This is a genomic window from Enterovibrio norvegicus, from assembly GCF_002876705.1.
GTDB classification, from domain to species: Bacteria; Pseudomonadota; Gammaproteobacteria; order Enterobacterales; family Vibrionaceae; genus Enterovibrio; species Enterovibrio norvegicus_B.
The window spans coordinates 32,489-51,934 of the sequence record NZ_MDAG01000079.1 but is presented as its reverse complement, the minus strand read 5'-3'; the positions used below and the strand labels follow the sequence as shown (position 1 = coordinate 51,934).

Below are 19,446 nucleotides of genomic sequence, written 5' to 3'. Positions count from 1 at the left end.
AGCTTTCGCTGGCCTTTCTATTTGATCCACAAGCGAACAGCGTTCACTTAACTCGCATTTTCAAGCTCACCATCAAACGGTAACTCAGCTTTAGACACTTCGCCAAAGCCGCGTAAACCCACCACATGCACGTGTTCTTTATCATTAAAGATCTTACGCACTAGTTTGTAGGTTGTCCCCTGCTCTGGGCTAATGTTTTCTGGCGCTGCAATCAGCAACTGCATGTCGAGACGATGACAAAGCTCGAACAAAGTCGAAATGGATTTCGTATCCAGACGCGCAGCTTCATCGAGGAACAAAAGACGACATGGGATCACGTCTTTACCACGCAAGCGACGTGATTCTTCTTCCCAGCTCTGAACAACCATCAACAAGATTGCCTGACCAGTACCGATCGCTTCACCAGTAGACAGAGCGCCCGATTCGGCACGTAGCCAACCGTCTGTACCGCGGTTAACTTCGATGCCTAGCTCTAGGTAGTTACGGTAATCCAACAGCTCTTCACCCAAGATTTGCGGTGAACGCTGACCCATGTCGATATGTGGGTTCAAACGTTGGAACAATTTCGCCATCGCTTCAGAGAACGTCAGGCGGTTGTTACCGAACAAATCCTGGTGCTGTTCGGCATTTTCAGCCAGACCAGCCAGTAGTTGTGCGTGCGTATCACGAATCGACACATTCAAACGCACCCCTTTCACTTGTCCGAAGCCAATGTTTGATAAACCTTGGTTCAACAAGCGAATGCGGTTTTGCTCACGCTGAATCGTTTTACGAATGATGTTTGCCACAGACTCAGAACTGATCGCAAGGCGCTTCTCACGCTGTGTCAGCTCTTCGGTTAGACGGCCCAACTCGACTTCCATCTCTTCGATGGCCTCAACAGGATCGTCGGTACGGATAATATCGTGACGAATACGTTCACGAAGGTGTTGGTATACCGCAACATAGAACAGCACTTTACGTTCTGGGCGCGCCATGTCTTCTGACGCGCGCAGCGCATCACGCAGAATCTCGTTGTCTGATACCGCAAGGCGCAGCGCACCCAAGGATTTATCTGACAGCGAACGCAGTTCATCGGCAGACATGTACGCCATTTCGCGACGGTTTAGCTGCTTCTCAACATTGCTGGTGCGCGCAATTTTCAGCACTTCCACCCAACCGGCTTTGGCGTTAACCACGAACGTACGCAGTTCAGAGTATTCTTTGCCCGCTTTCTTGAGGGTTTTCACCAGCGATTTCATTTCAAGCTCGATCGCGGTTAACCCTTTTTCTAGCTCACTCTTACGCTGACGAGATTGTGTCAATTGTGCATGTAGCTCTTCACGACGAATACGTGCGCGCTCTTCTGCTTCAACATCGGCACGCACGCCAAGCTCAACCAATTCACGCTTAAATTCAGCCACGGTTTCTTGCTTCGCTTGGTGCGAACTTTTCAGTGAGGCAAGCAATTGGTTGTACTGGTTCACTTGGTCACGCACTTGCTTCACGGTGTCGCGTGAGCGTGTGCGTGCGCGTTCTGCGTCAACCAACTTGGCTTTTAACTGCTCGTTAAGCTCACTGCTCTTGTCAAGCAAAGCAACAGCATCTTCATAGCCAAAGTGATGACGACGCTCAACCAAGTCAGACAAGGCAAACAGCTTCTTCTTGAGTAACTGAAGTGCTTCGTCAGCCTGTTGGTATGATGCCGTTAACGCATCAAACTGCTCTGGGTCTGCATCAAGTGTTGAGGCCAGTCCTTCCAGTTCAGCAAGCGCTTTACCGTGCTCACGCACAAAGTGACGCGCTTCGTCCGCCATTGAAAGACGTGATTCAATCTCTTCCAATCGCGCTTCTAATGTTTCATCTTCGAGTGCATTCACCACGTGTTGAAGCTTATTCAACAGACCCATGGCTTCTTTCGAACCGGTTAATTGGCTGCGAACTTGCTGCTCGTTTTCACGCAGTTGGCCCAGTTGACGCTGAATACTGCTACGTTTTTCACGTTGCACTTTCAATGCCGCTTCCGGGTCTTCGTTAAACGCTACGTTCAAGTGCGCAGACACGAAATGGTTGAAGCTTTGTGTTAGACGCTGAAGCTTCTGTGAATCGAAAGACGCTTTTGCGTAACCCTCGACCAACTCTTCACGTTTCTCACGCAGGTTTTCCAAACGGTGTTCACGCGCAGCACGGCCAAACAACGGGACTTTCGGGAAGCGTGAATAACGCAGTTGACGATCATTCAAATGAACGCAAACGGCCCCTTCCATCTCGTCCGCATCGAACACACTGTCATCAAAGCCTTCGGCTTCGCCTTCAATGATGTAAAGATCATCTGGGCAATCATCAATATCGACCAGTTTTTCTTTGATGCCTTTTAGATCTGGCACCACAATCGCGTGACGAGCTGGGCCATACATGGCACTGAAATACGGCGCATCTTCCATGGTGATGTCGTCGTAAATTTCAGAAAGCAACGTGCCGCCTAGGGTATCAGCAAGGGATTGCAATCGTGCATCACCACTGCCGCCTGGTTGCGCTAAACGTTCGATTTCAGCTTCAAGCGCCTGTTTTTCAACCGCCAGTTTGTCTCGGGTATCCAAGGTTTGACGCTCAGTGACCATCACTTTCTGCATGGTGTCCAGCACCGCTTGGCTGTCGTAAAGCTCAGCATCGGTTTGGTCTGCCAATTTTTCCAACGCGTCTTGTGCAGCAATCCACGCTGGCGCAACTTTTTCAAACTCGACAATCTTGGCGTTAACGTCATTTTCGTTACGTTGAAGCTCACGCACTTTGTCTGCTTGTTCGCCTACCGCTTCTTCTGCAGTTTCAAGACGTTCTTGCTGGCGGTTTAGTTCAAGTTCAACGTCGTCTTCTGACACAACCGATGCATTGAACTGACGCTGATATTGCTCAGACAAGGTTTTCGCTTGTTGGAAGCTGCGCATTTGGCGTTCAAGATCGCGATGCTGTGCAGTCAACTGATCCGCATTTTGTGCGACATGGCCGTACTCACGACCTTTCACGATCACGTCACGGGCTTTTTGTCCCGCTTCTGAACGAGAAACGTCACCCGCAATGCTGCGAACCAACTCAAGACCACGCTCGAATTGCTTTGCTGCCGCCGAAGACATGTCCAGCTTGTGTTTCAAACTCAGCAATTCAGACGTTTGTTTGTCTTCGTCCGCTTTCAATGCACCCAGTTCGCTGGTTGCATTGTTTTGATCCAGTTCGTCGTTACCCGTCAGTTCACGGGCTTTTTCAAGCGCTTTAACCGCTTGTTGATATTGGAGTGCACGCGTTTGCTGCATATCCAACGCTTGTTGGTAGTCCGCAAGTTGCGTTTTAAGGCTATCGACTTCTTCTTCGCTAAGATGCGCTTGTTCTTCCTGCATCACTAGCTGTTCAGTCGCCTCTTCCACCACCATCATTTGTTCTTCAAGACGAACGGCGAGCTCTTCCAAATCTTCTTGGTAGCGCTCTACTTTCTCTTGTTGACGAACAGCGGTCTGCACCAATTGCAGGTGGTCAGACGCGGATTGGTGATCGAGTTCAAGGTGTGTCTGGCTCTCTGACAATGCATCTAGTTCGTCGGTCATACGACCAAACGTACCTTGGAAATCATCTAACTGGCGGCGTGAACCCAGCAACTCACCACGGCGTTGCAGCGCAAGCTCAAGTTTCTTACGACGCTCGTTCGCATGGCGCATGTAGTCAGACGCCACGTAGTTGGTTGATTCCGTGATCAGATGTTTGAACAAGTCACGGTCACGCTGTGTCAGTTTGATCGCTTCTAGCGTCATGCGGTTTTCGCGAAGTGCCACTTCCATGTCTTGGAAGGCTTTCTTCACACCACCGTTTTGCGGCAGCAAGTAATCACGTAATGATTTGGTGATGGCACTTGAAATACCGCCATAGAGCGATGCTTCGATCAAACGGTAGAATTTCGAACGGTCAGTTTGGTTACGCAGTTTCTTCGGCAACGCACCGTATTCGAACATTTGCGCGTGGTAATCGGTAACAGAGTTGAACGCTTTGAATTGCGCCGTTTCATACTGGCCTAGCGCGTCTTTCACTTCGTTAAGCTGGCGAACACGCACTTGGTTAGACGAGACGTTCTCAATCAAGACATCTGTTGGTTTCACGTTTGCAGGCAAGCCCTGAACGATGAAAGGTTTGATATCCACTTTCTTGTCGCGACCAGCAACTTGCTGCAGGCGCACACCAAATAAAATGCGTTGATTGCGCGAGTTCACCACATCCAAGGCCGCATAACACGCGCCAGGTTTTAGCTTACCATGCAGACCTTTATCACGAGACGCGTTAGAACTGCCCGCTTCCGTGGTGTTACGGAAATGCAGGAGACTTTGGTCAGGGATAAGGGCGGTGATGAATGCCGCCATGGTGGTGGATTTACCCGCACCATTACCGCCAGACAGTGTGGTCACCAAATTATCGATATCAAACGTACGTGCAAAGAAGCCGTTCCAGTTGACCATCGTCAGCGATTGATATTTACCGCGTTGGATCATGCCTGAACCTCCTGCCCGTCATCGTTTAGATTTTCATTGTCTTCCAGAACGCCTGCATCAATGGCTTCGTCTGCATCGTGGTCATTCAAAAGGCTCGATTGTGCGTGACCTTGGCTGTGCAACACGGCTTCACCATCACGAATCAAGCGAAGTTGTGCTTCTTTGACGTCATCGCCAGAGCGCACATCCGCACCGAAGCGGAATGTTGCTTCACTCACGCGGAATTTGCCGGATTCGCCAATCGGAACAATCATGCCGATACGGCGTAAACGACGCAGTGACGTTTTCACTTTGTCGTACAGTTTTTCACGATCAAGATCTGACCCTGTTGCGCGCAGTGTGACCAATTTCATCAGTTTATTTTCATCCGCCAATGTCAGCAGTTCATCAAACAGCTCTTGGGTGGTGAAAATCCCTTCTTGCGCCAAACGTTCTGGGCTGAGGTATAAGAAACAAAGAACTTTACCCACCAGCATGTCCATTTCAGACAATACGCTGCGACCAATCAATGACGTTGAACGTGGACGAAGGTAGAAGAAACCTTCCGGTGCGCGCACAAGTTCCGCGTTATAACGCTGATAAAAGTGCTGTAGTGGCGTTTCGAATTCGATCAGATACGCATGGTTATCTAAGTCTTCGCTAGCGATATGGCGGCCAGCACGCAAAACACTATCTAACGCCGGGAACAATGGGTTGGCGATGGCCTTTGCCAATTCTTCCGGCATTAAATCTTCAATATTTATCGATGACATTTGCTTGTACCTTGGCTCCATAATCGTTAATTGCTTGCCAGTCTGGCTGAATCGCATTGAAATCAGATTGCGAATAACCGAGACGTACTGCTTGGTTGATAACAATCCGTGCCAAATCGAAGTGGCGAGCGTGTGGGTGTTGAGCCAAATAATCTTTCAAAACAGAGCCTAAATCGATGCCTGCCCCCGTCGTGCGGTGCCCAGACAACATGTCGGCGATGTGATCACTCAGTTGATCGTTAACCACGGTCAGTTCTTCAAATTCAACCTCGGCCGGCATTTCGCCCATGACTTCGTCATCACGAAGCACCAAGGCTTCATCACGCATATCCAGTAAGCGATCCGCATCTGCGAAGGTTAAGAACCATGGGCTATCGAAGTATTCTGTCACCGACTGACGCAGACGCTGGCTAAACGCGCGGTTTTTGTCCATGTCGATGGCATTACGAATGAATTTATGAACATGGCGGTCATAGCCAATCCACAAGTCGATGGCTTGTTGACCCCAGTTGATGATGCGGTCGAGCTTCATCTGCAAGTTGTAAATCATGGCATCGACGAAATCGAGATCGTCACGACCATGCACTTGCTCTTGAATGTTTAAAAGCTGCGTTTGTAACTGGTCGCCCGCGGATTGCAGGGTATCTTGAAGCTCACGAAGCGTGCTCGACGTTTCGTTAAGCAGATGTTCACAGTTAGCAATGGCTGCCTGCCAATCTTGGTTCAGCAAGGCCGCAATGTCTTCCTTCACTTTCTGTTGTTGTTCATCCATGGTGCGTTGATTGAGATCGATACGGTCGAAAATTTCGGCCACCGAATACTTCAACACGGCATAGACGTTTTTGCGCCAATAGGCTTCGTCTCCGTCTTCGGAGGCAGCGGAAAGCGCTTTATCGATTTCATCCGCCACCATCGAAAGCTGAATAGACAGCTTCAACGAGCTGTATTCACGATGGCGCGCGTAATAATCACTGATCCCTAAGGCAAGCGGCGTTAAGCGATAAATGCTCGCGCCGTCGGTCAGTTCGCTGGTAAAGCGACTTAACAAACGGCTACGAACTAAATCATTAATGGCATTGTTAGCACGAAAAGCGATGGTTTCGCTGCTTTGCTCAAATTGGTCGCTGACAATGCGAAACGCATCGATCAGTTCACCCTCTCCAAGCTCCTCATCAAAACGTTCACTGCTTAACACAGCAATCGCTAGGAGGAATGCCAGCCGTTCCGGCGGCAGATTGAGAGAGAAGTCGTTTTGTTTCACCCAACCAACCAACTCAGGAACAGTCTGAGAGTTTTCGCTCATCCGTAATCCTTGTTGTCTAATTATTTACCCAAATCTCGTTCAGGTATTTTTGTTATCAATCGAGAGGTTTTTGCGCGTATACGTGGATATAGCGCCCCAACGAAATAAAAGGTTCTTGGCGGCAAAGCTTTTGCTCCATCGCCACGACCTGTTCAAAGGTGTACTCGCCTGTTCGCGTGTCTTTCATGTAATCGTGAAAGGTGCGTACACCGCTTTTCCCCAAAATTGTAAAGCCAGCGTCTTCTACCCACTGGTACACATCTTCCGGTGGCAGCCCTTTTTGGGGCTGAAGTTTGAAACGTTTTCTATGCGGCATCCCTTCTTCAATATGGGTTAAATTGCCACAAATCAAATTTTTAAAAAGTAAGCCATTTTGGTTATAGAACATCACTGATGCAATGCCCCCAGGCTTAACCTGTGATAACACCACGTCTAAGGCTTCACGCGGATCCTTCAACCATTCCATAACGGCATGGAAAAGCACCAAATCAGCCTGTTTGTCTATATGTTGCTCAATGTCTTGTACAGGTGCGTGAACGAAGCGATATTGCGACAGAAGACCTGCGTCTTCGATGTCTTTCTCGGCCAATGCAAGCATCTGTGAAGAAAGATCACACAAGGTCACTTTGTGTCCGCGATGTGCGATTTGTTGCGATAATTGCGCTAAACCGCCGCCAGCGTCCAAAATGTCTAGTGAAGTGGATTCACCCAGTGTTTTTAATATTGACTCGAGATCTTGCCAAACAACAGCTTGGCGAATTTCTCCTTTGCCCGACCCATAAATGTTTTTAACAAATTTGTGGGCAATGTCGTCGAAATTTCTATCCTCAGTCACAGTGCCTTCGTTATCATATTCTTCAAGGGGTTCATTTTCGCATATGCTTGCCGTTAATAAAGGCTTGATGCACATATTGACCCCTGTTTGACTATATTTCGGGCGACATTTCATGTTTGAACTAAAAAAACTTATATCAACTTTACTGATGCCGCTCCCTGCGCTACTCCTTGTTGGTTTTTTCGGCTTGTTCCTCATCTGGTTCACGCAGCGCAAAGGGTTTGGTTCGTTCCTCGTTTTTGTTTCATTACTGTTAATTGCTTTAGCGTCTTTTCAACCGATCACTTCATCATTGTTGATGAAGCTTGAACGTCAACACACCGGATTTCTGACACCCAGTGAGCCGGTTGATTACGTTATGGTGCTCGGACACGGACACGTCGTTGATGATGAGATTCCTCCCACGTCAGAATTGTCACGTACTGCGCTAATGAGATTGATTGAAGGTATTCGTATTCACTTCATGTATCCGACGTCAAAACTGATCCTTTCTGGATACGATGGCGGCAATGAAGTGAGCCATGCGCGTATGCTAGCGCGTGTTGCAATGGCAATGGGTGTGAACAAGAACAATATTCTGTTGCTGGAAACCGCGAAGGATACGTGGGAAGAAGCTTTCCAAGCCGCGTCTGTCGTCGGCCGTAGCAATTTGGTGTTGGTCACCTCTGCGAGCCACATGCCAAGAGCACTTTATGAATTTAAAAGCGCGGGTCTTAACCCGACGCCTGCACCAACGAACTACATGGCACAAAAAGAGATTCATCAGCCGTGGATTAAGTATTCGCCGCGAGCGCAATACTTAGAACAGTTCGAACGTTACTGGCATGAGCGTTTAGGCCAGCTGTGGCAGCGTCTACGCGACAAAGTGGCGCAGCAAGAAGCCGAGGTACAAGGCGACCCTGTCACCTCGCCTGAGCCAGCCTCTCCTGTCACGGAAGTGTTGGCGCCTGCTCCAGGCTGATCCAAGACAGCCCGTGCTGTTCACTGCGATAAAACATAAAAAAACGCCCTGACTTTCATCAGGGCGTTTTTCTTTACTCGCCAATCTACTTTGTCGCTAATGGATTAGCCAGCAGCAATAATCTTTCTCACTGCGTCTAGATCTTCTTGTGTATCAACACCCGCTGGCGGCGCTTCAATCGCAACATCAACGTGGATCTTCTCGCCATACCACAGCACACGAAGTTGCTCTAAACATTCAATGTGCTCAATCGGGCTCGGTGCCCAATTGATGTAAGTGTTGATAAAGCCCGCACGGTAGCCATAAATGCCGATATGACGTTTCAGGTTATGGTGAATTTCCATCGGCGCTTTGGCAAAATTGTCGCGATCCCACGGAATGGTCGCGCGGCTAAAGTACATCGCGTAGCCATCTTTATCCGTCACGACTTTAACAGCGTTCGGATTGAACACTTCATCTGCATGGTCAATGTTGACCGCAAGCGTCGACATAGGCGCAACGCTGTTCGCGAGATTCTCAGCGACCTGACGAATAACAACAGGCGGAATCAATGGCTCGTCACCTTGAACGTTCACGATGATTTCGTTCGCATCCAGGTTGTAAAGCTCTACCACTTCTGCCAAGCGTTCAGTGCCCGATTGGTGATCTTCTCGCGTTAGGCACACTTCACCACCAAAGGCTTTTACCGCATCAACAATACGTTGATCATCGGTCGCGACAATGACTTTGTCCGCGCCTGATTTCACCGATTGCTCGTACACCCACTGCACCATTGGCTTTCCGCCAATGTCTACTAGCGGCTTGGCTGGCAAACGGCTCGAGGCATAACGGGCAGGGATAACAACCGTGAATTTCATTACTTCACCTCTTCCGACGTCATTTCGCGAGCTTCTGTCGTTAACATGACAGGAATACCCTCGCGAATGGGATACGCCAATCGGTCAAACTTACACACCAGTTCGTTGTTTTCTTTGTTGTAGTTCAGTTTTCCCTTACACGCGGGACAAGCAACGATTTCAAGCAGTCGGTGATCCATATCCATCCTTCACTTTCTTAATGATATTCATCATATTGATGGTGTCTTTCTCGCTGATATTTGCATCAACAGGAAGATACCACCAATTTTCAATATTCGGGTGTTGAGACAACATATCACGGCATTTCACCGCGTCTTTTTCTGTCATCAACAGGTGTTGACCTTTTTCTGCCAACGCCGCCAACTGGTCATACTCAAAGGCTTTGTGATCAGCAAAGGGTTCACAATGTACTGGCGTGATGCCCAGGGCACTCAAGGTATTGAAAAAGCGCTGAGGGTTTCCAATGCCCGCCATGGCAACGGCAACGGCATTGTCAAACGAAGACGCTTGCGCTTTTTCACCTGTTTTGAGGTTCACAAATTGGCTTGGCGCGAGGTTCATGGCGATTTCGCCAGGCTCAGGCTGACCACCATTGCACACGATAAAGTCCACGCTCTGAAGCCGATCAGTCTGCTCTCGCAGTGGGCCAAAAGGCATGTAATGTTCGTTACCAAATCGACGCTCACCATCGACAATCACAAACTCAATGTCTCTCGCGAGTTTGTAATGCTGAAGGCCATCATCGGTAATGACGATATCTATACCAAGCGGCAGCAATGCTTTAACGGCTTCGCTTCTCACAGGAGAAATGGCAACCGGCACGCCCGTGCGTTGATAAATCAGCACTGGCTCGTCGCCTGCTTTATCTGTGGTGGTATTTTCATCCAACACAAACGGGTAACTTTCCGCTTTGCCGCCATAGCCACGAGACACGACACCTGGCGTCATTCCCATGGCTTTTAGTTGCTCAACCAGCCAAATCACAACGGGCGTCTTGCCGTTTCCACCCACAGTAATGTTGCCGACAACAATCACAGGCACAGGTGCGCGATAAGCACCGTTACCTGCAAGGAAAGAGGCTCGGCGTTTTCTAGCAATCACGCCAAACACTTTACTCAGAGGCCACAACAGTGGCGCACCAAGTAGACCTAGCGGGTGGTTTTCAAACCAAATTTTCTCTACCCATCCCGCCAAGGCTTATTCTCCGAATTGGATGCGATGCAACTGCGCGTAGGCGCCGTCTTTTTGAATCAGGGTTGGGTGATCGCCGCGCTCAACGATCTCACCTTCGTCAACAACCAAAATCTCATCGGCGTTTTCAATGGTAGAAAGGCGGTGCGCAATCACTAAGACGGTGCGGTCTTTTTGCAGTTCATCCAACGCGGCTTGAATCGCACGCTCAGATTCAGTATCCAACGCAGATGTTGCCTCATCCAAAATCAAGATAGGTGCATCACGGAGCAATGCACGGGCAATCGCAATACGCTGACGTTGGCCGCCCGACAAGCTGACACCATTTTCACCAATCATCGTATCAAAGCCATTGTCCATTTCACGCACGAAGTCCGCAGCATACGCCAATTCTGCAGCACGTTCGATTTGCTCACGGGTGAAGTTTTCTTCTGCTGCATAAGCAATATTATTTGCGACGGTGTCATTAAACAGATGCACATTCTGAGACACAATCGCAACGTGATCACGCAGGTTGTTCAGGGTGTAATCTTGAATGCGAACATCATCAATGGTGATATCACCACTGTCTATGTCGTAAAAGCGCGTCAACAGATTAGCGATCGTACTTTTACCCGAACCTGAGCGCCCTACCAATGCCAATGTTTTACCTGCAGGCAATTCAAAGCTCACGCTTTTTAGGGCTGGGGTATCTTTGGTTGGGTAAGTAAAGACAACGTCGTTAACGGTGACGTTGCCTTTCACACGTTCAATGGTGTGTTGGCCGTTATCTTTCTCTGTTTCCATTTCCATCAGTTCGAACAGGCTATTACATGCAGCCATACCACGTTGGAACTGAGAGGTCACATTGGTCAGTGATTTGAGTGGGCGCATCAAACCAAACATGGCACCAAAGACCACCGCAAACGTACCCGCCGTCAATTCTGAACGGATAGATTCCGTGTTCGCCAGCATCAATACCGCCACAAGCGCGAAAGAGGCTATCAATTGAATCACAGGGTTCGCAATCGCCTGCGCCGACACCAACTTCATGGTTTGTTGACGCATACGGTTACTGACGTTCTCGAAACGTGCCTGCTCAACCTGTTGACCACCAAAGCTCAACACCACTTTGTGGCCTTTTAGCATTTGTTCAGCAGACGAGGTCACAGAACCCATGGCTTCTTGCATGTTTGAAGAAATTTTGCGGAAACGCTTAGAGACAAAGCTAATCGCCCACGCCACAACCGGCGCAATCACCAATAATATCGCAGAGAGTTGCCAGCTGTAGTAAAACATCAAGGTCATGAGACCGATGATAGACGCACCTTCACGAACAAGGCTCACCAGTGCTCCACTGGTGGCATTAGCAACTTGTTCAGAATCGTAAGTAATGCGCGAAAGTAACGCACCTGACGATTCTTGATCGAAAAAGCTCACTGGCATCTTCATGAAATGATTGAACATGCGACGGCGCATCACCATCACCACGTTGCCAGAAACCCAAGACATACCATATGTTGAGACGAAGCTTGAAGCGCCGCGCACCAACATTAAGATGACGAGATAAACGGGCATCATTTTCAGAAAATCGCCGTCAACCTGGCCAAACGTAAAGCCTTCATCAAGCAGTGGCTTAATCATAGAAAGCATCAAGGTGTCACTTGCTGCGTTGATCACCAAAGCGATAATGGCAACCACGAGGCCTGATTTATAATTCGCGATAAATGGCCACAGCTTTTTGAACGTATCCCAGGTGGTTCTATCTTGGTATTTTGTCATGTGAATTGCTTATATTTCTGCAAGTAGCGGGCATTCTACTCTTTTCTTTTGGGTGCTCCAAACTTCTTACGGTACCAAAAAGGCTCTGTATCGTTTCTTTGACTAAGAACTCTCCAACCTTTGTCCGAGAATTGTGCACTCACCTGCCCGTTATACCCCGTTTCAAACCACTCAATGCCTCTGTTCTCATAGCGCGACACTACATCAGGATGAGGTAAGTTCCACGGCGTATAACGTCCTGTCGACGCGATAGCGGCCTTCGGGTTTACATGATCAATGAATGCCTCGCTTGACGATGTTTTACTGCCATGATGCGGCACAATCAGCACGTCAGCGGATACATCGTCGTTTTGTGTCAACAAATAGGCTTCCTGCACTTTAGGGAGATCGCCTGTAAGGAGCACGGCATGCTTCCCATCAGACACTTTGATCACACACGATGATGCGTTCTTCGCTCGGTCTGACAAGGTCAATGGATACAAGACTTCAAATTCGAGTTGTTGCCATCGCCAACGGTTTCCACGCAAGCAAGCCAAATGGCCAAAGTCGTTTTCGCTAGAGCGCACCCATTGAGGCATTAAATGTTTGATGACCCACGCTTCTCCGCCAGCATGATCGTTGTCGCCATGACTCAATATCAAGCCATCGAGTTTGCTGCCACGCTGGGTTAACACAGGGGCAATCACTGACGCCGCAACAGTGCCAGAAGACCACGCCGCCCCGGTGTCATACAAAACAGCACGCCCTTCTTTTTCAATCAACACTGCCAACCCATGTCCGACATCAAACACATCGACGCGCCATGCGGTGGTGTCGGTTTGCGTGTTTTTCCAAGTAAACAACGAAAGACCGATGACCCCAGCGGCAATTGGTATAGTGCGAAAACCGACCAACCACAGCACAAAAGCCAGGAGCACAACAACAATGGGAAAGACGATGGAAGGCCCTTGTGTCTCTAACCAACCAAATGACGCCATACCAAGGAGTGACATTAAGGGCTGAAGCGAGAGATCGGCAGCGTGCCAAACGTAGGATGACGCACCGAATGGCGTGAGTATGAGTCCCAACAAGATGAGCGGCACTGTGATTAAACTGATCAAAGGCACTGCCAACACGTTAAAAAACAGCGCTGTAAAACTGACCCCGCCAAACCACGTCCACATGAGGGGCAACATACCAATCATCAGTACACACTGCATGATAAGCAAAGATTTCACGTACCGAGCAACCTTCTGGATGACACTTTCTTCCAGAGGGGCCGTTGGCCGAAACAGCGCCATGATGCAAAGTGCGTAAACCGCACCAAAAGACAGCCAGAAACTGGCAGAGAAAATAGAAAGTGGGTCAAAAACCAACACTGCAGCCAATACCAAAAAGAAGGTAGAGAAAGGACTGGTGCTGTAACCACTTTGGCGAATAAGAGAAACGACGAGAAGTGCCATCAAGGCGCGTTGCGTAGTTAACGAAAAACCCGCCATCCATGCATATAAACATGCTGCCACCAAGCCCATCATGAGTGGGATCCATAGGTGAGTATCGCGCTTGACGATCAGTGGAAACACATAGCGAGTGACGGTGTAACCGAAAAAGAAGGCCAGACCGATGTGCAGCCCGGATATCGCCATCAAATGCGCTAGCCCACTGTCACGAAGTTGCTGCCAATCTTCGCTCGACAACATGCCCCGTTCACCAAAGGCCAACGCAATCAAAAATCGTGCGCTGTCTAAATGCGCGACATTTTTGTAAACAGTGTCATAGAGTTGCTGACGGACGGAAACCTGTTCATTCAACACATTAGCAGTGCGAACAGATCCTTTGCTATGAATATGACGAGAAAGAAAATAGGTCTCGGCATCAAAGCCTGCTTCGTTAACACGACCGTAAGGCTCCCTTAATCTTGCGGTAACAGACCAGTGTTGTCCTTGTTTCACAGGCAACTCAGTTCGCCAGTAGAGACGTGCTCTAAATGTCTCAAAACTGGTCAGTTTGCGTCCATTCACTGTGTCGACATCAAAGATTACACTTGTTTGCCCGTTTTCCTTGGTAAAAAGGCTGCCAACTTTACCTGCTATGGTAGTATTCACATCAACCGTCAGTGCAGTATCGGTTTTGTGTTGGAAAACAGTCACCGCGCCTGTTGCAATAAGACACCCAATGGCTGCACCGATAACGATCTCTGACACGAACCTACGTAATGCTATAAGGATGAGCAGCGTTGCGATGACAACGCCTATGCTAGGAATACTCGACCACCATTTCAGAGTGATGATAGCTACCACGATGCCGAACAACAGCTTCATGTCGGTATCGACCCCGTGTGAAATGAAGACGTATGCCAAGAAAAATATTTAAAAAATTTCTCCCTAAGCATGAAGTCATTCGCAAGCAGAAAGCGCTCGCTGTGTTTGGCAATTTGCTTTACGACCCAAACCTTTGGTGTCTTAACCGACGTTCCGCTTCTGGGGCGTTTGCGGTTGGTCTGTTCATGGCATTTGTCCCGCTTCCCAGCCAGATGATCATGGCGGCAGGTCTTGCCATCATGTTCGGTGTTAACCTTCCACTTTCTGTCGCTTTGGTCTGGATCACGAACCCAGTGACCATGCCCGTCATTTTCTATGCCGCTTACAAAGTGGGCACGTTCTTGATGGACACACCCAATCAGCATTTTCATTTTGAGCTGACATGGGAATTCCTGTTTAACCAAATGAGTCAGATTGGGCCTCCTTTCTTGTTGGGTTGCCTCGTCTTGAGCATCATTTTTTCCCTTATTGGTTATTTCAGTGTTCGTGGTATCTGGCGTTATTCCGTGGTCAGAAGCTGGCAAAAACGCCGCTTACGTTTACCGAAGAAACTCAAAGACGTTCTGAAAAAAGACAAGTCCTAACAACAAAATACCCCGCCTCTGCAAAAACAAAGGCGGGGTATTCTCTTTTAACTAAGCGACTGCGAGTGACTTGCTGTACGAACCTTAATTTGTTTCCCTCACAAACATCCCGCTGCGATTCACTTAACCATTCTCTTGCTCATCATCTTCAATTGTTCATCATCTCTTCTTGCGCCAGTACTAAGCATCAATACCTGAAAAAGTGAAACGTATACCTAAGAAGCCTCTACATGCAGGATTTCAAGTTACTCGGGTATAAACGCAAACAAAAAGCCCACAGAAACGAATGCCTGCGGGCTTTTAAAATTGACGCGTTAAAATCAGAGAAAGGGCTAAACGATTAGCGTGCGCTCAGCACAGACGCCGGATGCAATTTACATGCGCGTTGTGCTGGGTACCAAGTGGCAAGCAAGCTCAACACCACCGCTGTTGTCGACACGAGAAACACATCCATCAGGTGCGGTTCGGTCGGCAAGAAATCAACAAAATAAATATCGCCAGACAAGAAGTCTTGCCCTGTCAGCGATTCAATCCACCCTACAATACTGGTCAAATTGAACGCAATCAAACACCCCATCACGGAGCCAATCAAACTACCGAACAATCCCGATAACAAGCCGTGCCAAATAAAGATCGAACGGATCAGACCATCTTTCGCGCCCATGGTTCGCAGCACAGCCACGTCTGCAGCACGGTCTTTTACCGCCATCATCAAGGTAGATACAATGTTGAAACACGCCACGCCAATCACTAGAACCATCACGAGATACATAATGGTGCGCACCATTTGAATGTCGCGATACAAGAAGCCGTATTCCTGCGTCCAGTTCTTCAAATAAACGTATTCTTTGAGCGTTTTTCCCACTTCACGAACGATATGACGCGCTTCAAGTGGCTCAGACAGCTTCAGCGCAACACCCGTTACCGCATCGCCCATGCCAATATAAGACTGTGCGTCCTGAATAGGGATAAGTGACAAGCCATGATCAACTTGGCCGCCTAGGCTCAAAATGCCTGATACTTGCAACCTAATGCGTTTTGGCGCCCGCAATTTCAAATCAGGATCGGGGGATGGAATGAGTGCCGTTACCCAATCCCCTACCTTCACACCAAGGCCATCTGCAATGCCTTTGCCCAATACAATCGCTTGTTCACCCGGCTGTAGACGTTGCCAGCCGTTATCCAGCACATACTGATGAATGTTGCTGACGGTTTCTTCCGCTTTCGGGTCAATACCACGGATTTGCACAGGTTTGAGGTTTGCCCCTTTTTCCAGCAATGCCGTGAAGGTGACATACGGTGCACCCGCCTCGACATTCGGATTAGCAACCGCGGTTTCTTGCATCGTACGCCAAGAAGCTACGGGCGCATCCACCCCTTCAAGCTGTGCATGAGGAATAACCGCCAGTACGCGCTTTTCTAGCTCACGCTCAAAACCATTCATGGCAGACAAGCCCACGATGATAACCATGACACCCACAGAGATGCCAATCATTGAGGACACAGAGATAAACGAAACAAGCTTATTGCGACGCTTCGCCTTGCTAAATCGGCGTCCAATAAACAGCGCCAAAGGTTCCATCATGCTGGATTCACCTCTGGCTTAGATGTTTCGACAAACTGACCATCCAACATCGACAGTTGGCGATCCATTTTACCGGCGAGTTCTTGGTCGTGCGTAACCACAAGGAATGCAGTATTAAACTCCTTGTTTAACTGACGCATCAGATCGTAAATATCTAACGCCGTTTTATGATCGAGGTTGCCCGTTGGTTCATCCGCCAACACCAACGCTGGACGATTCACCACTGCACGTGCAATCGCAACACGCTGACGTTCACCACCCGATAGCTCCGAAGGACGGTGTTCACCTCGGTGCGCCATGCCCACGGCATCTAATATTTCCAACGCACGACGTTTCGCTTCAGCGGGTTTTTCTCCACCAATCAACAGCGGCATCGCCACGTTTTCAATCGCCGTAAAATCGGCAAGCAAGTGGTGGAACTGATAAATAAAGCCGATGTTCTGGTTGCGCAGCGTGGCTTGGTCAGATGCACGCATGTTCACGAGATCTTTCCCTTCAAACTGCACATCACCACTGGTCAGCGAATCTAACGCGCCAAGGATGTGAAGCAAGGTACTTTTTCCCGAGCCCGATGCACCGACAATCGCCACCAACTCACCTTTGTTAATCGAAAACGAAACGCCTTTCAGTACATGCGTTTCCAGCTCACCTTCTTGGTAGGTTTTGACAACGTTTGAACAGGTTAGCAATGCATTACTCATAGCGAAGAGCCTCAGCGGGGCGAACAGACGCCGCTTTAATCGAAGGGAACAAGGTAGCAAGAAGGCTCAAGACAATCGCGCCAACTACAACAGAGAAGATTTGTTCGGGTTTCACAACAACAGGCAATGAAATACCATTGCCCAATAGACTGATATGTAGCACTGCCATGATGCCATTGATGTTCATTGCCAACAGCGTGCCTGCGATGCCCCCTAAAATGGCACCAATCACACCGCTGCTTGCCCCTTGAACAACAAACAAATACACCACGTCACGTTGTTTCATGCCTTGGGTTTTTAAGATAGCGACTTCTGATTGCTTCTCCATCACCACCATGATCAGTGCAGAAATGATGTTAAATGCCGCCACTAAGATGATGAGACTCAGCATCAACCCCATCATGTTTTTTTCCATCTTCACCGCTTGGAACAATTCGCCGCGCAATTCACGCCAATCTGACCATTCATACCCGAGCGATTCCGCCTTCACTTTCAGTTTGGGCACATCAAAAGGTTCAGCCACAAAGAGACGAAGATCAGCCGGTTGCGTGCGAGGCAAACGCATTAAACGCGCCACGTCATTCAAATTGGCAAACATCAATTGCCCATCAACATCCGTTGCAGTGTCATAAATGCCCGCGACCGTAAAATTACGTTGCGATGGTACACGGCCAATCGGCGTAAACTGGCTTGCACTGGTGATCATCACACGCACTTTGTCGCCGACAGACACATCAAGCTGCCTTGCTGTTTTTCGGCCAAGAACCAGTTTGTAACTGCCCGCGGTTAAGGCTTCAAATTGGCCTCGTACCATGAACGCACGCACGGGCTCTTTGCTTTGCGGATCAACACCCAACAAACGTCCTGCACCCAGTGATAACGCGCTTTGTACAACCGCATCGGTTGATACCAAAGGCGCTGTTCCAACGATGCCGTCCCACTGCGCGATAGTATTCACATCGGGCGCAAGCTCGGCATCACCAGCAATAACCGCCTGGGGCAAAACACCAAGAATTCGATTCTTTAGCTGGCCTTCAAAGCCATTCATGACAGAAAGTACTGTGATCAAAGACATCACACCGATCGTAATGCCAGCCGTCGACATATAAGAAACAAACCGGCCAAACTTATCGCCCGAGCGACCTTTTAAGTAGCGCAAGCCAATAAACACCGGCAAAGGGTGAAACATAATGAGAATTCTCGACAAAGTAATAGGCAGTTGAATGCAAATTCCTTGGTGACACAATCTGACACCAAAGATGTGCAAGAATACCTTTAAGGTCAGCGGATTGCCACGATAGCCCGTTCACCATGACGGGTTTTCAACAATTTCGTGGCCTGCTTAGGGTCTAAGACCGGAGCAATTCAGATCAATAATGTGCCAATTGCGGGAATTTTGTTCAGCGTTATCGGTTCTGTTTCATATAACCAGAAGAAAAAATAACCAAACGCGAGAAAAATGCCCTGAACTCAGGCTACAGGTTGAGGAATCGAGGGGACTGCGTGATAATCAACAGATTACAAGGTATTAGGATACATCATGAGTCAGGATGAATATTTTTCGGTACACGCACATCTAAAGATCAATGTAGAAGTATTGGACGAAGGTGAGCGCGTTCCCTCTGATGTCGAATTTGAACGTGAAATCCCTATTGCCTTTCGGATCGCCAGTGAATGCAGCGAGCTCGATGGCGGCGTTGAAAAAGAACTTCACGCACTGCACCATGACAACAGCCAGGCGCTGTCGAAATTTTTGCATGCCCAAAATGAAAAAATTAATCTTTTACTCGGTTTCATGTTGTCTCAGCAAGACGACCCGACATTACGTCATCAAACCGAGACCTTTGGTGCCAGTAGCTTAACCTTTATCGCCAAAAAGCCCTTCCAAAAAGGTCAGCACGTTCGTCTTAAACTCTTTCTTGAGAACCCGCCCTCAGCGATTTACTGTTACGGTAGCGTCTACGGCATAAAAGAAAAGAATGGTAAGTATGCCGTGGGTGTGAAATACACACGATTACAAGAAGACGACAAAGATGTCCTTATTCGTGCCGCGTTGCATCAGCAACAAAAGCTGCTTCGTCAACGCGCAATGGAAAGAAATAACTAAG

15 protein-coding genes are annotated in these 19,446 nt (G+C 48.6%); 3 read left to right on the top strand and 12 right to left on the bottom strand.

Features of this window, described 5'->3' with window-relative positions; all coding sequences use genetic code 11:
• Nucleotides 1–47: 47 nt before the first annotated feature.
• The 4 genes from mukB to cmoM are packed head-to-tail and all read right to left on the bottom strand — an operon-like array spanning nucleotide 48 to nucleotide 7,473.
• A complete protein-coding gene (mukB, locus tag BCT27_RS24490; protein ID WP_102397064.1) occupies nucleotides 48–4,508 on the bottom strand; it encodes a chromosome partition protein MukB in 4,461 nt (1,486 codons plus the stop codon).
• Entirely contained in the window at nucleotides 4,505–5,260 is a 756-nt protein-coding gene (gene mukE, locus BCT27_RS24485) for a chromosome partition protein MukE (protein ID WP_102397063.1), read from the bottom strand. The genes mukB and mukE overlap by 4 nt, the downstream gene beginning before the upstream one ends.
• A complete protein-coding gene (mukF, locus tag BCT27_RS24480) occupies nucleotides 5,241–6,563 on the bottom strand; it encodes a chromosome partition protein MukF (RefSeq protein ID WP_017014678.1) in 1,323 nt (440 codons plus the stop codon). Before mukF ends, mukE begins: the two co-directional genes overlap by 20 nt.
• Before the next feature lie 55 nt (nucleotides 6,564–6,618).
• The gene (cmoM, locus tag BCT27_RS24475; RefSeq protein WP_102318908.1) at nucleotides 6,619–7,473 is read right to left on the bottom strand and encodes a tRNA uridine 5-oxyacetic acid(34) methyltransferase CmoM; all 855 of its coding nucleotides are present in this window, start codon (nucleotides 7,471–7,473) and stop codon (nucleotides 6,619–6,621) included.
• Nucleotides 7,474–7,510: 37 nt separating this feature from the next.
• Here cmoM and elyC point away from each other — a divergent pair, with 37 nt between their 5' ends.
• Nucleotides 7,511–8,359 (top strand): envelope biogenesis factor ElyC, encoded by an 849-nt coding sequence (elyC, locus tag BCT27_RS24470; RefSeq protein WP_102318909.1) that lies wholly within the window; start codon nucleotides 7,511–7,513, stop codon nucleotides 8,357–8,359.
• A gap of 104 nt (nucleotides 8,360–8,463) precedes the next feature.
• Here elyC and kdsB read toward each other — a convergent pair whose 3' ends face one another.
• From kdsB to BCT27_RS24445, 5 genes are read right to left on the bottom strand one after another with little or no spacing between them, the layout of a single operon-like run.
• Nucleotides 8,464–9,216: a 3-deoxy-manno-octulosonate cytidylyltransferase gene (gene kdsB / locus BCT27_RS24465; RefSeq protein ID WP_017009086.1), complete on the bottom strand. Its 753-nt coding sequence runs from the start codon at nucleotides 9,214–9,216 to the stop codon at nucleotides 8,464–8,466.
• Nucleotides 9,216–9,395 carry a Trm112 family protein gene (locus tag BCT27_RS24460; protein WP_017009085.1) on the bottom strand — a complete coding sequence of 60 codons (180 nt, stop codon included), beginning with the start codon at nucleotides 9,393–9,395 and terminating at the stop codon, nucleotides 9,216–9,218. The genes kdsB and BCT27_RS24460 overlap by 1 nt, the downstream gene beginning before the upstream one ends.
• Nucleotides 9,376–10,410, bottom strand: a complete 1,035-nt coding sequence (lpxK, locus tag BCT27_RS24455) for a tetraacyldisaccharide 4'-kinase (protein WP_102397062.1) — start codon at nucleotides 10,408–10,410, stop codon at nucleotides 9,376–9,378. The genes BCT27_RS24460 and lpxK overlap by 20 nt, the downstream gene beginning before the upstream one ends.
• 3 nt (nucleotides 10,411–10,413) lie before the next feature.
• Nucleotides 10,414–12,168, bottom strand: coding sequence for a lipid A ABC transporter ATP-binding protein/permease MsbA (gene msbA / locus BCT27_RS24450; RefSeq protein WP_102397061.1), 1,755 nt, complete (start codon nucleotides 12,166–12,168; stop codon nucleotides 10,414–10,416).
• 35 nt (nucleotides 12,169–12,203) lie between these two features.
• The gene (locus BCT27_RS24445) at nucleotides 12,204–14,468 is read right to left on the bottom strand and encodes a DNA internalization-related competence protein ComEC/Rec2 (protein ID WP_102397060.1); all 2,265 of its coding nucleotides are present in this window, start codon (nucleotides 14,466–14,468) and stop codon (nucleotides 12,204–12,206) included.
• A gap of 32 nt (nucleotides 14,469–14,500) precedes the next feature.
• On the opposite strand from BCT27_RS24445, the gene BCT27_RS24440 reads away from it, so the two are divergent.
• Nucleotides 14,501–15,052, top strand: coding sequence for a DUF2062 domain-containing protein (locus BCT27_RS24440; protein WP_102318914.1), 552 nt, complete (start codon nucleotides 14,501–14,503; stop codon nucleotides 15,050–15,052).
• A 340-nt stretch (nucleotides 15,053–15,392) separates the two neighbouring features.
• On the opposite strand, the gene lolE is transcribed toward BCT27_RS24440, so the two are convergent.
• Genes lolE through lolC form a run of 3 tightly spaced genes read right to left on the bottom strand, consistent with a single transcriptional unit; the run spans nucleotide 15,393 to nucleotide 18,527 of the window.
• A complete protein-coding gene (gene lolE / locus BCT27_RS24435) occupies nucleotides 15,393–16,637 on the bottom strand; it encodes a lipoprotein-releasing ABC transporter permease subunit LolE (protein WP_102318915.1) in 1,245 nt (414 codons plus the stop codon).
• A complete protein-coding gene (gene lolD / locus BCT27_RS24430) occupies nucleotides 16,634–17,338 on the bottom strand; it encodes a lipoprotein-releasing ABC transporter ATP-binding protein LolD (protein WP_017009078.1) in 705 nt (234 codons plus the stop codon). Before lolD ends, lolE begins: the two co-directional genes overlap by 4 nt.
• Complete coding sequence (gene lolC, locus BCT27_RS24425) at nucleotides 17,331–18,527, bottom strand: lipoprotein-releasing ABC transporter permease subunit LolC (RefSeq protein ID WP_102397059.1); 1,197 nt, start codon at nucleotides 18,525–18,527, stop codon at nucleotides 17,331–17,333. Before lolC ends, lolD begins: the two co-directional genes overlap by 8 nt.
• Before the next feature lie 351 nt (nucleotides 18,528–18,878).
• Here lolC and BCT27_RS24420 point away from each other — a divergent pair, with 351 nt between their 5' ends.
• Nucleotides 18,879–19,445, top strand: a complete 567-nt coding sequence (locus tag BCT27_RS24420) for a PilZ domain-containing protein (protein WP_102318917.1) — start codon at nucleotides 18,879–18,881, stop codon at nucleotides 19,443–19,445.
• The last annotated feature ends 1 nt before the right edge of the window (nucleotide 19,446 follow it).